This window comes from Sphingomonas sp. Root720, from assembly GCF_001428605.1.
GTDB lineage: Bacteria > Pseudomonadota > Alphaproteobacteria > Sphingomonadales > Sphingomonadaceae > Rhizorhabdus.
The window spans coordinates 380,143-393,443 of sequence record NZ_LMID01000010.1; the positions used below are offsets into that span (position 1 = coordinate 380,143).

At 67.3% G+C, this 13,301-nt stretch carries 13 protein-coding genes; 7 read left to right on the forward strand and 6 right to left on the reverse strand.

Annotated elements, in window-relative coordinates:
* Positions 1–4: 4 nt before the first annotated feature.
* The 5 genes from nusA (at position 5) to rbfA (ending at position 5,675) form a co-directional block, all read left to right on the forward strand.
* Entirely contained in the window at positions 5–1,597 is a 1,593-nt protein-coding gene (gene nusA, locus ASE22_RS09135) for a transcription termination factor NusA (protein WP_056357800.1), read from the forward strand.
* 5 nt (positions 1,598–1,602) lie between these two features.
* Positions 1,603–1,833 (forward strand): tautomerase family protein, encoded by a 231-nt coding sequence (locus ASE22_RS09140; protein WP_056357801.1) that lies wholly within the window; start codon positions 1,603–1,605, stop codon positions 1,831–1,833.
* Positions 1,820–2,560 carry a DUF448 domain-containing protein gene (locus tag ASE22_RS09145; protein WP_056357804.1) on the forward strand — a complete coding sequence of 247 codons (741 nt, stop codon included), beginning with the start codon at positions 1,820–1,822 and terminating at the stop codon, positions 2,558–2,560. Before ASE22_RS09140 ends, ASE22_RS09145 begins: the two co-directional genes overlap by 14 nt.
* A gap of 26 nt (positions 2,561–2,586) precedes the next feature.
* On the forward strand, positions 2,587–5,157 hold the full coding sequence (gene infB, locus ASE22_RS09150) for a translation initiation factor IF-2 (RefSeq protein ID WP_056357806.1): 2,571 nt from the start codon (positions 2,587–2,589) through the stop codon (positions 5,155–5,157).
* A gap of 119 nt (positions 5,158–5,276) precedes the next feature.
* Positions 5,277–5,675, forward strand: a complete 399-nt coding sequence (gene rbfA / locus ASE22_RS09155; RefSeq protein ID WP_056357809.1) for a 30S ribosome-binding factor RbfA — start codon at positions 5,277–5,279, stop codon at positions 5,673–5,675.
* Here rbfA and ASE22_RS09160 read toward each other — a convergent pair.
* Complete coding sequence (locus ASE22_RS09160; RefSeq protein WP_082545876.1) at positions 5,672–6,412, reverse strand: HPP family protein; 741 nt, start codon at positions 6,410–6,412, stop codon at positions 5,672–5,674. The two genes, rbfA and ASE22_RS09160, sit on opposite strands and share 4 nt — an antisense overlap.
* A gap of 345 nt (positions 6,413–6,757) precedes the next feature.
* Between ASE22_RS09160 and ASE22_RS09165 the strand changes: the two genes are divergently transcribed.
* Positions 6,758–7,357: a thymidine kinase gene (locus tag ASE22_RS09165; RefSeq protein ID WP_056357816.1), complete on the forward strand. Its 600-nt coding sequence runs from the start codon at positions 6,758–6,760 to the stop codon at positions 7,355–7,357.
* 58 nt (positions 7,358–7,415) lie between these two features.
* Positions 7,416–7,781 carry a DUF6491 family protein gene (locus ASE22_RS09170; RefSeq protein ID WP_056358731.1) on the forward strand — a complete coding sequence of 122 codons (366 nt, stop codon included), beginning with the start codon at positions 7,416–7,418 and terminating at the stop codon, positions 7,779–7,781.
* 17 nt (positions 7,782–7,798) lie between these two features.
* Here ASE22_RS09170 and ASE22_RS09175 read toward each other — a convergent pair whose 3' ends face one another.
* The 5 genes from ASE22_RS09175 to truB all read right to left on the reverse strand — a co-directional run bounded on the left by ASE22_RS09175 (position 7,799) and on the right by truB (position 13,228).
* Positions 7,799–8,782, reverse strand: a complete 984-nt coding sequence (locus tag ASE22_RS09175; RefSeq protein ID WP_235536229.1) for a sensor histidine kinase — start codon at positions 8,780–8,782, stop codon at positions 7,799–7,801.
* A gap of 110 nt (positions 8,783–8,892) precedes the next feature.
* On the reverse strand, positions 8,893–9,384 hold the full coding sequence (locus ASE22_RS09180; protein ID WP_056357823.1) for a CcdC protein domain-containing protein: 492 nt from the start codon (positions 9,382–9,384) through the stop codon (positions 8,893–8,895).
* Positions 9,385–9,521: 137 nt separating this feature from the next.
* Positions 9,522–11,852: a polyribonucleotide nucleotidyltransferase gene (gene pnp / locus ASE22_RS09185; RefSeq protein WP_056357826.1), complete on the reverse strand. Its 2,331-nt coding sequence runs from the start codon at positions 11,850–11,852 to the stop codon at positions 9,522–9,524.
* Between the two features lie 189 nt (positions 11,853–12,041).
* Entirely contained in the window at positions 12,042–12,311 is a 270-nt protein-coding gene (rpsO, locus tag ASE22_RS09190; RefSeq protein WP_056357829.1) for a 30S ribosomal protein S15, read from the reverse strand.
* Positions 12,308–13,228, reverse strand: coding sequence for a tRNA pseudouridine(55) synthase TruB (gene truB / locus ASE22_RS09195; RefSeq protein ID WP_056357832.1), 921 nt, complete (start codon positions 13,226–13,228; stop codon positions 12,308–12,310). Before truB ends, rpsO begins: the two co-directional genes overlap by 4 nt.
* Positions 13,229–13,301: the final 73 nt, after the last annotated feature.

Here is a 13,301-nt window from a genome sequence, read left to right on the forward strand (position 1 = left end):
CGTCATGGCCACCGCCATTTCCGCCAACCGCGCCGAGCTGCTCGCGATCGCCGATGCCGTCGCGCGCGAAAAGCTGATCGATCGCGAGATCGTGATCGAGGCGATGGAGGACGCGATCCAGCGCGCCGCCCGCGCGCGCTATGGCGCCGAGAACGACATTCGCGCCAAGATCGACGGCAAGACCGGCGACATGCGGCTGTGGCGCGTCGTCGAGGTCGTCGAGGCGGTGGACGACTATTTCAAGCAGGTCTCGGTCGCCGACGCGCAGAAGCTGCAGAAGGACGCCGCGATCGGCGACTTCATCGTCGATCCGCTGCCTCCGATCGAGTTCGGCCGCATCGCCGCCCAGGCCGCCAAGCAGGTGATCTTCCAGAAGGTCCGCGATGCCGAGCGCGAGCGCCAGTATGAAGAATTCAAGGACCGCGCCAACGAGATCATCACCGGCGTCGTCAAGCGCGTCGAGTTCGGCCATGTCGTCGTCGACCTGGGCCGCGCCGAGGGCGTCATCCGCCGCGACCAGCAGATTCCGCGCGAAGTCGTCCGCGTCGGCGATCGCGTCCGCAGCCTGATCCTCAGCGTCCGCCGCGAGAATCGCGGCCCGCAGATCTTCCTGAGCCGCGCGCATCCCGAGTTCATGAAGAAGCTTTTCGCGCAGGAAGTGCCGGAAATCTACGACGGCATCATCGAGATCAAGGCCGCCGCCCGCGACCCGGGCAGCCGCGCCAAGATCGGCGTCATCAGCCATGACGGCTCGATCGATCCGGTCGGCGCCTGCGTCGGCATGAAGGGCAGCCGCGTCCAGGCGGTCGTTCAGGAGATGCAGGGCGAGAAGATCGACATCATTCCCTGGTCGCCCGACACCGCGACCTTCGTCGTCAACGCGCTGCAGCCCGCCCAGGTCTCGCGCGTCGTCATCGACGAGGAGGAAGAGCGCATCGAAGTGGTCGTTCCCGACGACCAGCTCAGCCTCGCCATCGGCCGTCGCGGCCAGAACGTCCGCCTCGCCAGCCAGCTGACCGGCAAGGCGATCGACATCCTGACCGAGGCCGACGCCAGCGAGAAGCGCCAGAAGGAGTTCCTCCAGAACTCCGAACTGTTCCAGAACGAGCTCGACGTCGACGAGACGCTCGCCCAGCTCCTCGTCGCCGAGGGCTTCGGCGCGCTGGAAGAAGTCGCCTATGTCGAACTGGACGAACTCGCGTCGATCGAAGGCTTTGACGAGGAACTCGGTGCCGAGCTGCAGAGCCGCGCGCAGGAAGCCCTCGAGCGCCGCGAACAGGCGGCCCGCGAAGAGCGTCGCAGCCTGGGCGTCGAGGACGCGCTGGCGGAGCTGCCCTACCTGACCGAGGCGATGCTCGTCACGCTCGGCAAGGCCGGCATCAAGACGCTCGACGACCTCGCCGACCTGGCGACCGACGAACTGATCCAGAAGAAGCGCGCGGAGCAGCGTCGCCGCCAGGGTAGCGATCGTCCCGAGCGCGGCGGCGACCGCGAGGAGAACAAGGGCGGCGTCCTTGCCGAATATGGCCTGAGCGAGGATCAGGGCAACGAGATCATCATGGCCGCTCGCGCCCATTGGTTCACCGACGAGGCCTGATCGACATGCCGTTCGTCGACATCCGCATAGCCGGAACCGCCAGCCGCGAGCAGAAGGCCGCCATCGTCGCCGACGTGACGAAGGCGCTCGGCACGCATCTTGGCAAGCCGGCGAGCGCGGTGCACGTGAACATCCTCGAGGTTTCGACCGAGAATTATGGCGCGGGAGGCATGCTGCTGGCCGACCGCCCGGCCAGTCCTGCGCAGGAGGTCGCTTCTGCGGATGGCAAACGATGAGCACCCCGACGCGGTAGCGACGGTCGCGGAAGCCGCTCCCGGCAGGGGGCGGCCCGGAAAGCATGTCCCCGAGCGGAAATGCATCCTGTCGGGTGAGCATGGCGCGCCCGCGGATCTGATTCGCCTCGCCATCGCTCCCGACGGATCGGTACTGCCCGACCTGCGCGCGAAGGCGCCGGGCCGCGGCGCCTGGATCGGGGTCGACCGCGCGGCGCTGGAAACCGCGATGGCCAAAGGCAAGCTCAAGGGTGCGCTCGCCCGTGCCTTCAAGACCGGCGACATCGCCATTCCCGCCGATCTGCCCGACCGGATCGAGGATGGATTGCGCCGCGCCGCGCTCGACCGGCTCGGCCTCGAATTGCGTGGGGGATCGCTGCTGACCGGCTCGGATCGGATCGCCGAAGGCGCGCGCCGCGGACAGGTCCAGCTCCTGCTGCACGCGGCCGACGCATCCGAGGACGGCAACCGCAAGCTCGACCAGGCGCTGCGCGTCGGCCGCGATGCCGAGGGCTCGGACCTGCGTGGGGTAGTAATCCCGGCGGATCGCACCATATTGTCGATGGCGCTGGGGCGGGACAATGTGGTACATATCGGTGTGACCGTGCCGGCTGCCGCCGCGCGCGTCGCTGACGCTTTGGGCCGCTGGTGCGGTTTCATAGGACGTTCGGATAGCGCTTCAGCCTTGCGGAACCGATCCGCAGGGTCCATCGGCGCTACGGAAATTTGAAGTGAAGTGAAGGGTTCGGTTACCAGATGAGCGACAACGACAAGCCGAAACTGGGAATGCGCGCACCGCTGGGTCTCAAGCGCACGGTGGAGACGGGCCAGGTGAAGCAGAGCTTCAGCCATGGCCGCTCCAACACCGTGGTCGTCGAGGTCAAGCGGCGCCGCGTGCTCGGCCGGCCAGGCGAGGCGGAGCCGCAGGTGACTGAGGAAGTCGTCGCGCCGCCCGCGGCGCCGGCCCCCGCTCCCGCTCCTGCCCCCGCCGCACAGGCGCCGGCCGCGCCGCGTCCGGCCCCCGCTCCCGTGCCGTCCGGCCGTCCGATGACGCCGCTGGAACGCCGCGAGCAGCAGGCCCGCCTGCTGCGCGAGGCCGACGAAGCGCGGATGACAGCGCTCGAGGAGGCGCGCCGCCGCGAGGAACGTGCCAAGGCCGAGGCGACCGAGGAAGAGCGTCGCCGCGCCGAGGAAAACCGCCGCGCTGAGGAAGAAGCCGGGCGCAACCCGGCCGAGGCGCCTTCCGCTCCGGCGGCCCCTGCGGAGGTCGAGACCGCCGCCGCCGCCGCACCACGCGCCGAAGCGCCCGCCGCCGAGGAAACCGCGCCGCGCACCGCGTCGACCGTTCCGCCGCCCCGCCGTTTCACGCCGGTTCCGAGCCCGAAGCGGCCCGAGCCGCCGCGCCCGCAGCAGCGCGACCGCAAGGGCGACGATCGTCGCCAGTCGGGCAAGCTGACCGTCACCAAGGCGCTCGACGACGACAGCGGCGCCCGTGCCCGTTCGCTCGCCGCGCTGAAGCGCGCCCGCGAGAAGGACAAGCGCGCCCATCAGGCGGGTACCGTCCAGCAGAAGCAGGTCCGCGACGTCGCGGTCCCCGAGACGATCACCGTCGGCGAGCTTGCCAACCGCATGGCCGAGCGCGGCGCCGACCTGGTGAAGGCGCTGTTCAAGATGGGCATGCCCGTCACCGTCAACCAGTCGATCGACCAGGATACGGCGGAACTGCTCGTCACCGAGTTCGGCCACAACATCAAGCGCGTGTCGGATGCGGACGTCGACCTTGTGACGTCCGACGACGTCGATGCGACCGAGACGCTGCAGACGCGGCCGCCGGTCGTCACGATCATGGGCCATGTCGACCACGGCAAGACCAGCCTGCTCGACGCGCTGCGCGGCACCGACGTGGTGTCCGGCGAGGCCGGCGGCATCACCCAGCATATCGGCGCCTATCAGGTGACCGTGCAGAGCGGCAGCAAGATCACCTTCCTCGACACGCCGGGCCATGAAGCGTTCAGCGACATGCGCGCGCGCGGCGCCAACATCACCGACATCGTCGTGATCGTGGTGGCGGGCGACGACGGGCTGCGTCCGCAGACGATCGAGGCGATCAGCCACACCCGCGCGGCGGGCGTGCCGATGATCATCGCGATCAACAAGATGGATAAGCCCGGCTCCAATGCGCAGAAGGTGCGCGAGGCACTGCTGCAGCATGACGTCCAGGTCGAAAGCATGGGCGGCGACGTGCAGGAGGTCGAGGTCTCGGCGCTCAAGAAGACGGGCCTCGACGAGCTGATCGAGAAGATCGAGCTCCAGGCCGAACTGCTCGAGCTCAAGGCCAATCCCGATCGTCCCGCCGAAGGCACCGTGGTCGAAGCCACGCTCGACAAGGGCCGCGGCGCCGTCGCGACGATCCTGGTCGGTCGCGGCACGCTCAAGGTCGGCGACATCTTCGTCGTCGGCGCCGAGAGCGGGAAGGTCCGCGCGCTGATCGACGACAAGGGCCGCAACGTCAAGGAAGCGGGCCCGTCGCTGCCGGTCGAGATCCTCGGCCTGTCGGGCGTGCCCAGCGCCGGCGACCAGCTGTCGGTCGTCGAGAACGAGGCGCGCGCCCGCGAGGTCGCGGCCTATCGTGCCGGCGTCATCCAGGCGAAGCGGACCACCTCGGCCCCCGCGAGCCTCGAATCGATGTTCTCGGCGCTGCGCGAGCAGAAGGCGCAGCAATATCCGGTGGTCGTGAAGGCCGATGCACAGGGCTCGGTCGAAGCGATCGTGGGCTCGCTCAACAAGATCTCGACCGACCTGATCCAGGTCCGCATCCTCCATGCGGGCGTCGGCGGCATCACCGAGAGCGACGTCAGCCTGGCGGCGGCGTCCAAGGCTCCGATCATCGGCTTCAACGTCCGCGCCAATGCAAAGGCGCGCGAGATCGCCACGCGGGACGGAGTCGCGCTCAAATATTACGACGTGATCTACGATCTTCTCGACGAGATCCGTGCCGCGATGGCGGGCCAGCTTGGTCCCGAATATCTCGAGCATGTCGTCGGCCGCGCCGAAATCCGCGAGGTCTTCTCGGCGGGCAAGCACGGCAAGGCAGCCGGTCTGCTCGTGCTCGAGGGTTACATCCGCCAGAAGCTGCGGGCGCGCATCCTGCGCGACGACGTCATCATCTATAATGGCTCGATCGCATCGCTGCGCCGCTTCAAGGACGATGTCCCCGAAGTCCGCGCCGGCTTGGAATGCGGCATCACGCTCGAATCCACGACCGACATCAAGCCCGGCGACATCGTCGAGACGTTCGAGGTCGAGGAGCGCGAACGGACGCTGTAATATTGAGCGTCACCCCGGCGGAGGCCGGGGTCTCAGGCGAGGTTCGCGACCCGGTCCGTCCATGCCGCCAGGGATCCCGGCCTCCGCCGGGATGACCTACTCTACTGAGAGGTTGCGCCATGCGCCGTAACGAAACCCCCGAAGGCAAGTCCGTCCGCCTGCTCCGCGTCGGCGAGCAGGTGCGCCACGCGTTGTCGGACATATTGATGCGGGGCGAGGTCCATGACGAGACTCTGGCCAGCCACATGGTCTCGGTCACCGAGGTCCGGATGTCACCCGACCTGCGCCACGCTACGGTGTTCGTGAAGCCGCTGCTCGGATCCGACGAGGATGCGGTGATCAAGGCGCTGCGCACCAACACCGCCTTCCTCCAGAGCGAGGTCGCGCGGCGGGTGAACACCAAATATGCGGCCAAGCTGAAATTCCTGCCCGACGAGAGCTTCGACGAGGGCAGCCATATCGACAAGCTGCTCCGCGATCCGACGATCGCGCGCGATCTCGAAGCCGACCGGGATTAACCCGGCATCGCGCCGCCGCGCCTGACCGCCGCATTATGCTCGGCCGCGAGCAGGACTTCCTCCAGATCCGCGAAATCCACGTCGAGCATGTCGGGATATTGCTCGATCGCCTGCCGCAGATCTGCCCGCGAGAAGTCCCCCGGCAGGGGCTGCGGCGGATTGGCGATATGTTTCGCGCTATGGGGATAGCTGTGCCCCGAAAGCTGGTGGAAACCCCAGGCCATGGCCAGCAGCAGCAGCGTCCCGACGCCGACCGGCGCGATCACGAAACCATAGCCAAGCCCATGGATGACCGGGCCGCCGAGGACGGCAGTGAGCGCCACCGCACCGCCCGGCGGATGCAGGCAGCGCAGCAGCGCCATCGCACAGATCGCCCCGCCGACGGCGAGTCCCGCCGACAGCATCGGATCGAGACCGAGCCGCATCACCGTCACGCCCACCACCGCCGAGACCAGATTGCCACCGATCGCCGCCCAGGGCTGCGCCATCGGGCTGGCGGGAACCGCGAAGAGCAGCACCGCCGCCGCGCCGATCGGCGCAACCAGCAGCGGCATATGCGCACCGGCGCCGATCAGGCCGCCGACCAGCAGGCCGGTCGCAACGATCCCGACCAGCGCCCCGAGGCCGGCGAAGAGGCGTTCGCGCGTCGCCCTGTCGACGGGCGTCGCGACCATCAATGCATGCTGGCGCGACCAGCGGAATCGGACTCGCGGCGTCTCGGGAGGAAGAGTCTGCATCAGCGGCGGCGTATCGCGCGCCGACCGCAAAGACCACAAAGGAAGTCTTTGTGCCGTCCTACAACCGGTCTGTTCGAAGGGCGGATCGAGACCGAACGGACATATCCACGTCGGCAGCCGACCAACCACCCCACGTTAGCGCGCACGATGTAAAAGAAGGACTTTCCGCCCGCCTGAATCGCGTTACTGTCGCCGGGGGACCGGGGGGCAATGCCGTGGAACGGGCAGCAATTTTCACGGGCCGCGACGACGGCGAAAGAGGGCCGACGGAAAGCCGGTCCGGCGGCGCCCGCCCGGCCCGGCCCGACGGATTGTCGCCGGCAAGCGCCGCGCTAGGATAGGCCGATGGCGAAGCTCTATTTCTATTATGCGGCGATGAACGCCGGCAAGTCGACCACGCTCCTTCAGGCCGACTTCAACTACCGCGAACGGGGCATGCGCACCTTGCTGTTCACCGCGGCGTTCGACGACCGGTTCGAACCGGGAAAGATCACTTCCCGCATCGGCCTCGCCAGTCATGCCGCCGCGCTCGACGGGGAGACCGACCTTTTCGAGGAGATTTCGATCGAACTCGCCGACGGGTCGGTCGACTGCGTTCTCGTCGACGAGGCGCAGTGGCTGACCCGCGCGCAGGTGTTCCAGCTCGCGGCGGTATGCGACGAGCTGGACATTCCGGTGCTCGCCTACGGCCTGCGCAGCGATTTCCAGGCGAAGCTCTTTCCGGGCAGCGCGGCGCTGCTCGCCATCGCGGACAATCTGATCGAGCTGAAGGGCATCTGCGCTTGCGGCCGCAAGGCGACGATGAACCTGCGGATCGACGCCGACGGCTTCGCGGTGAAGCAGGGCGCCCAGATCGAGGTCGGCGGCAACGAGCGCTATGTCGCGCTGTGCCGCCGCCATTATGCCGAACAGATGGGCTGGCGACGCGGCACGCATGTCGGATAGCGCCTTATAACCGCTTCGCTCAGGCGCCGTTCAGGCCCGGCATGCCATGGTCGCCCTCATGAAAAGGCCAATCATCCTCGCACTGGCCGGCGCGCTCCTGACGGGCGCGCTCATGGCCGACACCGCCGCCGCCAAGGGACCGCCCGAGGCGAGCATCCCCTTCGCCAACCATGGCTCGATCGACAACTGGCAACCCGACGGGCGCGATGCGCTCTATGTCCAGGGCCTGGGCCGACAATGGTATCACGCCACGCTGATGGCACCCTGCCAGGACCTGCCCTTCGCCGATGCCATCGGCTTCGAAACCCGCGGCACCAACGACTTCGACCGCTTTTCGACCATCGTCGTCCGGGGTCAGCGCTGCCCGGTGAAGAGCGTCGTCAGGAGCGGCCCTCCACCGAAGAAGGCGCATCGGCACGGTTGATAGCCGATGCGCGCGTCTCAGCTCAGGCGCAGCATCGCCGTGGTGCGTCCGTCGACGAACAGACGGAAGGTGCCGCCCAGCTGACGCGCCAGCATCTGCGCCAGCTTGAGCCCGAGGCTGTCGGATCGCGCCAGGTCGAAATCGGCCGGCAAACCGATCCCGTCGTCTATCACGCGCAGGTCCAAAGTGCCGTCATGGGCCCGCGACGCGCGGATGAGGATCTCGCCGCCCTCGCGACCCGCAAAGCCGTGCTCGATCGCGTTGGCCACCGCCTCCGCCACGATCAACGCGATCGGCACCGCCGCGTCCGGGGACAAGGGAAGATCGGCCTCGGCCTCGACCCGGCAGGCGACGCCGGGCTTGCCGCCGGCATCTATCAGGTCGGCACCGAGCTGCTCGAGGAACAGGCCGAGATCGACCTGCTCGCCATGCGGATCATAGAGCTGCCGGTGGATGCGTCCGATGAGCGAGAGCCGGCGTGACGCCTCCTCCATCGCCAGCCTCGCGGCGGTGTCGGAGATGCCCTTCATTTGCAGCGCCAGCAATCCGCCGACCACCTGGAGATTATTGGAGACGCGGTGCTGCAGTTCGCGAAACAATATCTCGCCGCGTTCGGCGAGCTGCCGGCTGCGTTCGCGCTCGGCCGCGAGGCGGCGGTTGGTGCGCTGCATCCAGTCGATCAGCACGATGTCGATCGTAACGACGAGCGCGTAGAAGAAGAGCGCGACGACGATGCCCCCCGACATTCCGAACGAATATCGCGGCGGCATGAAGAAATACCGGGCCATCACCCCGCAGAGCACCGCCGCCGTCACCCCCGGCCCGACCCCGAACAGGAAGGTCGATACGATCACCGCCGGGAAGAAGGCGACATAGGGATAGCCGTCGGGCATCAGGCCGCCCGAGAGCAGCCTAATCACCAGCGCGACGATGGAGATGCCGATAGCCGTGCCATAAGCGAGAAGCGGCTGGCCCCGGCCCAGAGGGAAGCGCTCGAACATGGTGGCGCCTTGGTTTGCCAACGTCTTTCCCCAGCCGCTTGAACCATCTCTTAGCCAAGGGTTCGAGGGCATCGCAACTGGATCCATGAAACGGTACCGAAACGGTTAGGTCACCCCATTAGCCGGCGCGCGCGCACATAAAGCCTCAGACGGTAGGCGCCGAGCACGCCGACCGCGAATGCGATGAAGATGTCGCTGACGAGCATCGCCCCGAGATGCCAGCGCGCGTCGATCCATCCGATCGCGCCATGGATCGCCCAGCGGACGAGGACGAGCAGGCCGAGGAAGAGGAAGGCTGTGGGCGAACTGCGCTGGAGCAGGAAGCCGCTGTCGGGATCGATCCTGATCTCCACCAGCCGCGCCCGCTGCCAGCCGAAGAAACCGCCAGCCACGAGGCCAGACGCTACCCAGAGCCAGCCGGTGCCGTGCGGCGGGAACTGCCATAAGATCATCGCGGCGAGCAGCGCGAAGACCGCCGGCACGACCCACAGAGCGCCCGGCCGCAGCCGCTGCCATCGGCCGATCCGGCGTATACGGACCAGCAGTGCAAACACGAGCGCAGCCCCGATCAGCGCGGCGCGGAGAAGGTCGTCCTGGCTCATCGCGGTCGGCCCCGAGGAGTTTCGAGGCGGACGGAATCACCCGCCGCCTCGGAAATCGCGGTAGAGAGATTGAAGCGCCCCAACGAAAAAGGGGAAGCGTCGCCGCTTCCCCTTCTCGTCTCGATGGCGTCGAACGATCAGTCGTCGTCGCGGGTCAGGAAGGCCGGTGCGAAATCGGGCGCGGGGCCCTCGTCGCCACCTTCCGCACGCTCGCGGCGCGGACGATCGGGCCGGTCGCCACGGTCGCGGCGCGGACCGCGATCGCCACCGTCGCGGCGCGGGCCCCGCTCGCCGTCACGGCGCGGGCCGCGCTCGCCACGATCGCTACGCTCGCCGCGCGGACGCTCTTCCCGCGGCGGACGCGTGTCGGGCAGTTCCTCGCCGGTTTCCTGATCGACGACGCGCATCGACAGGCGAACCTTGCCGCGCTGATCGATCTCGAGCACCTTGACCTTGACCTCCTGGCCTTCGGTCAGGGCGTCGGCGACCTTCTCGACGCGCTCGTTCTTGATCTCCGAGACGTGGACGAGACCGTCCTTGCCGCCCATGAAGTTCACGAAGGCGCCGAAGTCGACGAGGTTCACCACCTTGCCGGTGTAGACCTTGCCCACTTCCGGTTCGGCGACGATGCCGATGATCCAGTTGCGCGCGGCCTCGATCTGCGCGGGATCGGACGACGAGATCTTGACGGTACCGTCATCGTCGATGTCGACCTTGGCGCCGGTGGTAGCGACGATCTCACGGATGATCTTGCCGCCGGTGCCGATGATGTCGCGGATCTTGTCCTTGGGAACCGACATCGACTCGATCCGCGGCGCATGCGCCGACAGCTCGGTCCGGGTCGAATCGAGCGCCTTGGCCATCTCGCCCAGGATGTGGGCGCGGCCCTCGCTGGCCTGGCTCAGCGCGACCTTCATGATCTCCTCGGTGATGCCGGCGATCTTGATGTCCATCTGAAGGCTGGTGATGCCTTCCGACGTGCCTGCGACCTTGAAGTCCATGTCGCCGAGATGATCCTCGTCGCCGAGGATGTCGCTGATCACCGCGAAGTTCTTGCCCTCGAGGATCAGGCCCATCGCGATGCCCGAGACCGGCCGCTTGATCGGCACGCCGGCGTCCATCATCGCGAGACTGCCGCCGCACACCGTCGCCATCGACGACGAACCGTTCGACTCGGTGATGTCCGAGGTCAGACGGATGGTGTAGGGGAACTCCTCCTTCGTCGGCAGCACCGCGTGCAGCGCACGCCACGCCAGCTTGCCATGGCCGACTTCGCGGCGGCCCGGCGCGCCGAAGCGACCGACTTCACCGACCGAATAGGGCGGGAAGTTGTAGTGCAGCATGAAGTGCTCGTAGCGCAGGCCGGTCAGGCCGTCGATCATCTGCTCGCTTTCCTTGGTACCCAAGGTGCAGGTCGAGATGCTCTGCGTCTCGCCGCGGGTGAACAGCGCCGAACCATGGGCGCGCGGCAGGAAGTGCGCTTCCGCGACGATCGGGCGGACCGTCTTGGTGTCGCGACCGTCGATGCGACGGCCTTCCTTGAGGATAGCGGTACGGACGATTTCGGCCTCGAGCTTCTTGACGAGCTTGTTGGCAGCCATCTGGTCCTGCGGAGCGGCATCGGCGAAAGCGGCCTTCGCCTTGGCGCGCATCTCGTTGAGCTTGGCCGAACGCGCCGACTTGTCGGTCAGCTTGTAGGCAGCTTCGATATCCTTGCCGACCAGCTTCTTGAGCTTGGTCTTGGCGGCCGACAGATCGGCCTGCGGAGCCATTTCCCAAGGATCCTTGGCGGCCTTCTCGGCGAGCTTGATGATCGCCTTGATGACGTCCTGGCTCGCCTTGTGGGCGAACATGACGGCGCCGAGCATGACCTCTTCCGAAAGCTCCTTGGCTTCGGATTCGACCATCATCACCGCGTCGTGGGTGGCGGCAACGACCAGGTCGAGATCGCCTTCGGCAACCTGCGCATCGGTCGGGTTCAGCTGATATTCGCCGTCCTTGTACCCGACGCGGGCGCCGCCGATCGGACCCATGAAGGGAACGCCCGAGATAGTGAGCGCGGCCGACGCGGCGATCATCGCCAGGATGTCGGGCTCGTTCTCGCCGTCATAGCTCAGCACCTGCGCGATGACGTTGATCTCGTTGTAGAAGCCTTCCGGGAACAGCGGACGGATCGGACGATCGATGAGACGGGAAACCAGCGTCTCCTTCTCGGTCGCACCGCGTTCGCGCTTGAAGAAGCCGCCGGGGATGCGACCCGACGAGAAATACTTCTCCTGATAATGGACGGTCAGCGGGAAGAAGTCCTGCCCTTCCTTGACGCTGCGCGCCGCGGTGACGGCGCAGAGCACGACGGTCTCGCCGAGGGTCGCGAGCACCGCGCCGTCGGCCTGACGGGCAACGCGGCCCGTTTCCAGGGTGAGGGTCTGTCCGCCCCACTGGATTTCAACTTTCTTGGTATCGAACATCTGTGTTCCTTGTCTCCGGACGCCCTATGCGTCCGGGGCCTATGCGGGCGGCTGCAAGCCGCCGCGTGGGGCAGGCCGCCTTCGGCCTGCCGTGGCGGGACCTTATGCCCGCCGTCCCGCCCGGTGCCGGATTGCTCCTGGCGGAAATAAGCGAACGGCCCCGTTTTGCGGGGCCGTTCAGAAGCTGGCTTACTTGCGCAGGCCGAGCTTACCAATCAGTGCGGTGTAGCGCTCCGCATCCTTCTTCTTGAGATAATCGAGAAGGCGGCGGCGCTTGTTGACCAGCATCAGCAGACCGCGGCGCGAATGATTGTCCTTCGCATGGGTCTTGAAGTGCTCGGTCAGGTTGTTGATGCGCTCGGTCAGGATCGCGACCTGGACCTCGGGGCTTCCCGTGTCGCCGCTGGTGCGGGCGTTGTCGGAAATGATCACGGTCTTGCGCTCGGCGGTAACGGTCATATGTCTTCCTTCGACATCGGATTGAAGCCCCGCACCACGCGGACCTCTCGGTCCTCGACCTCGACCAGCGCCACGGGCATATCGCCGTCGATCGCGAGGTTGAGGCCGGTGGGTGCGGCGATCCCGATCAATCTGCGCCCCTCGCGGAGCGCCCTCGCCTGATCGGGGGTGACGGGAAGAGCCGGGATGTCGTCCAGCCCCGCCGTCAGCGGCAAGAGTGCTTTTTCAAGCTGCCGGCCCTTAGCGAGTTCATCCAGTTTGTCCAGCGAAATCGCCTGGGACAGCCCGAACGGGCCGGCCTTTGTCCGGCGGAGCATCGTCACATGGCCGACGGTACCGAGCGCGCGCGCCATGTCGCGCGCCAGGCTCCTTATGTAGGTGCCCTTGGATACCGAACAAGAGAGAGTCGCCTCGGCCAGCCCGTCACCCTCGCCCATCGTCGGCGTCTCGACCAGGTCCAGCCGGTGGACGACCACGGCGCGCGTCCTGATTTCGAAGCTTTCGCCGGCGCGCGCGCGGTCATAGGCGCGCTCGCCGTCGATCTTCAGCGCCGAATAGGCCGGGGGTACCTGCTCGATGGCCCCCGTAAAGCGCGCCAGCACCGCCTGGAGCGCCGCGCGGGTCGGCCGCTCGTCGGAGGTCGCCACCGGCTTGCCTTCGGCGTCGAGCGTGTCGGTTTCGATCCCGAAGCCGATCGTGAAGTCATAGGCCTTGTCGGCGTCGAGCATCCGCCCCGACAGCTTGGTCGCCTCGCCGAGCGCGACCGGCAGCACGCCGGAGGCGAGCGGGTCGAGCGTGCCGCCGTGGCCGACCTTGTATTTGCCGTAGCCGCCGGTGCGCAGCGCACGCTTGACCGCAGAGACGATCTGGGTCGAGCCGGGGCCGAGCGGCTTGTCGATGATGATCCAACCATGCATGGCGCGCGGCTGTAGGCCCGAGGTGCGCGCGTGTCGAGGTGGCACCCACCCAACACCATCCCGGCGACTGTCC

What these genes read in the sequence shown, in the direction of transcription:
- truB (WP_056357832.1), bottom strand. Translation starts at nt 13,228, where the DNA reads ATGCATGGTTGGATCATCATCGACAAGCCGCTCGGCCCCGGCTCGACC.
- rbfA (WP_056357809.1), top strand. Translation starts at nt 5,277, where the DNA reads ATGCGCCGTAACGAAACCCCCGAAGGCAAGTCCGTCCGCCTGCTCCGC.
- nusA (WP_056357800.1), top strand. Translation starts at nt 5, where the DNA reads ATGGCCACCGCCATTTCCGCCAACCGCGCCGAGCTGCTCGCGATCGCC.
- infB (WP_056357806.1), top strand. Translation starts at nt 2,587, where the DNA reads ATGAGCGACAACGACAAGCCGAAACTGGGAATGCGCGCACCGCTGGGT.
- ASE22_RS09145 (WP_056357804.1), top strand. Translation starts at nt 1,820, where the DNA reads ATGGCAAACGATGAGCACCCCGACGCGGTAGCGACGGTCGCGGAAGCC.
- rpsO (WP_056357829.1), bottom strand. Translation starts at nt 12,311, where the DNA reads ATGACCGTTACCGCCGAGCGCAAGACCGTGATCATTTCCGACAACGCC.
- ASE22_RS09170 (WP_056358731.1), top strand. Translation starts at nt 7,416, where the DNA reads ATGAAAAGGCCAATCATCCTCGCACTGGCCGGCGCGCTCCTGACGGGC.
- ASE22_RS09180 (WP_056357823.1), bottom strand. Translation starts at nt 9,384, where the DNA reads ATGAGCCAGGACGACCTTCTCCGCGCCGCGCTGATCGGGGCTGCGCTC.
- ASE22_RS09165 (WP_056357816.1), top strand. Translation starts at nt 6,758, where the DNA reads ATGGCGAAGCTCTATTTCTATTATGCGGCGATGAACGCCGGCAAGTCG.
- ASE22_RS09175 (WP_235536229.1), bottom strand. Translation starts at nt 8,782, where the DNA reads ATGTTCGAGCGCTTCCCTCTGGGCCGGGGCCAGCCGCTTCTCGCTTAT.
- ASE22_RS09140 (WP_056357801.1), top strand. Translation starts at nt 1,603, where the DNA reads ATGCCGTTCGTCGACATCCGCATAGCCGGAACCGCCAGCCGCGAGCAG.
- ASE22_RS09160 (WP_082545876.1), bottom strand. Translation starts at nt 6,412, where the DNA reads ATGCAGACTCTTCCTCCCGAGACGCCGCGAGTCCGATTCCGCTGGTCG.
- pnp (WP_056357826.1), bottom strand. Translation starts at nt 11,852, where the DNA reads ATGTTCGATACCAAGAAAGTTGAAATCCAGTGGGGCGGACAGACCCTC.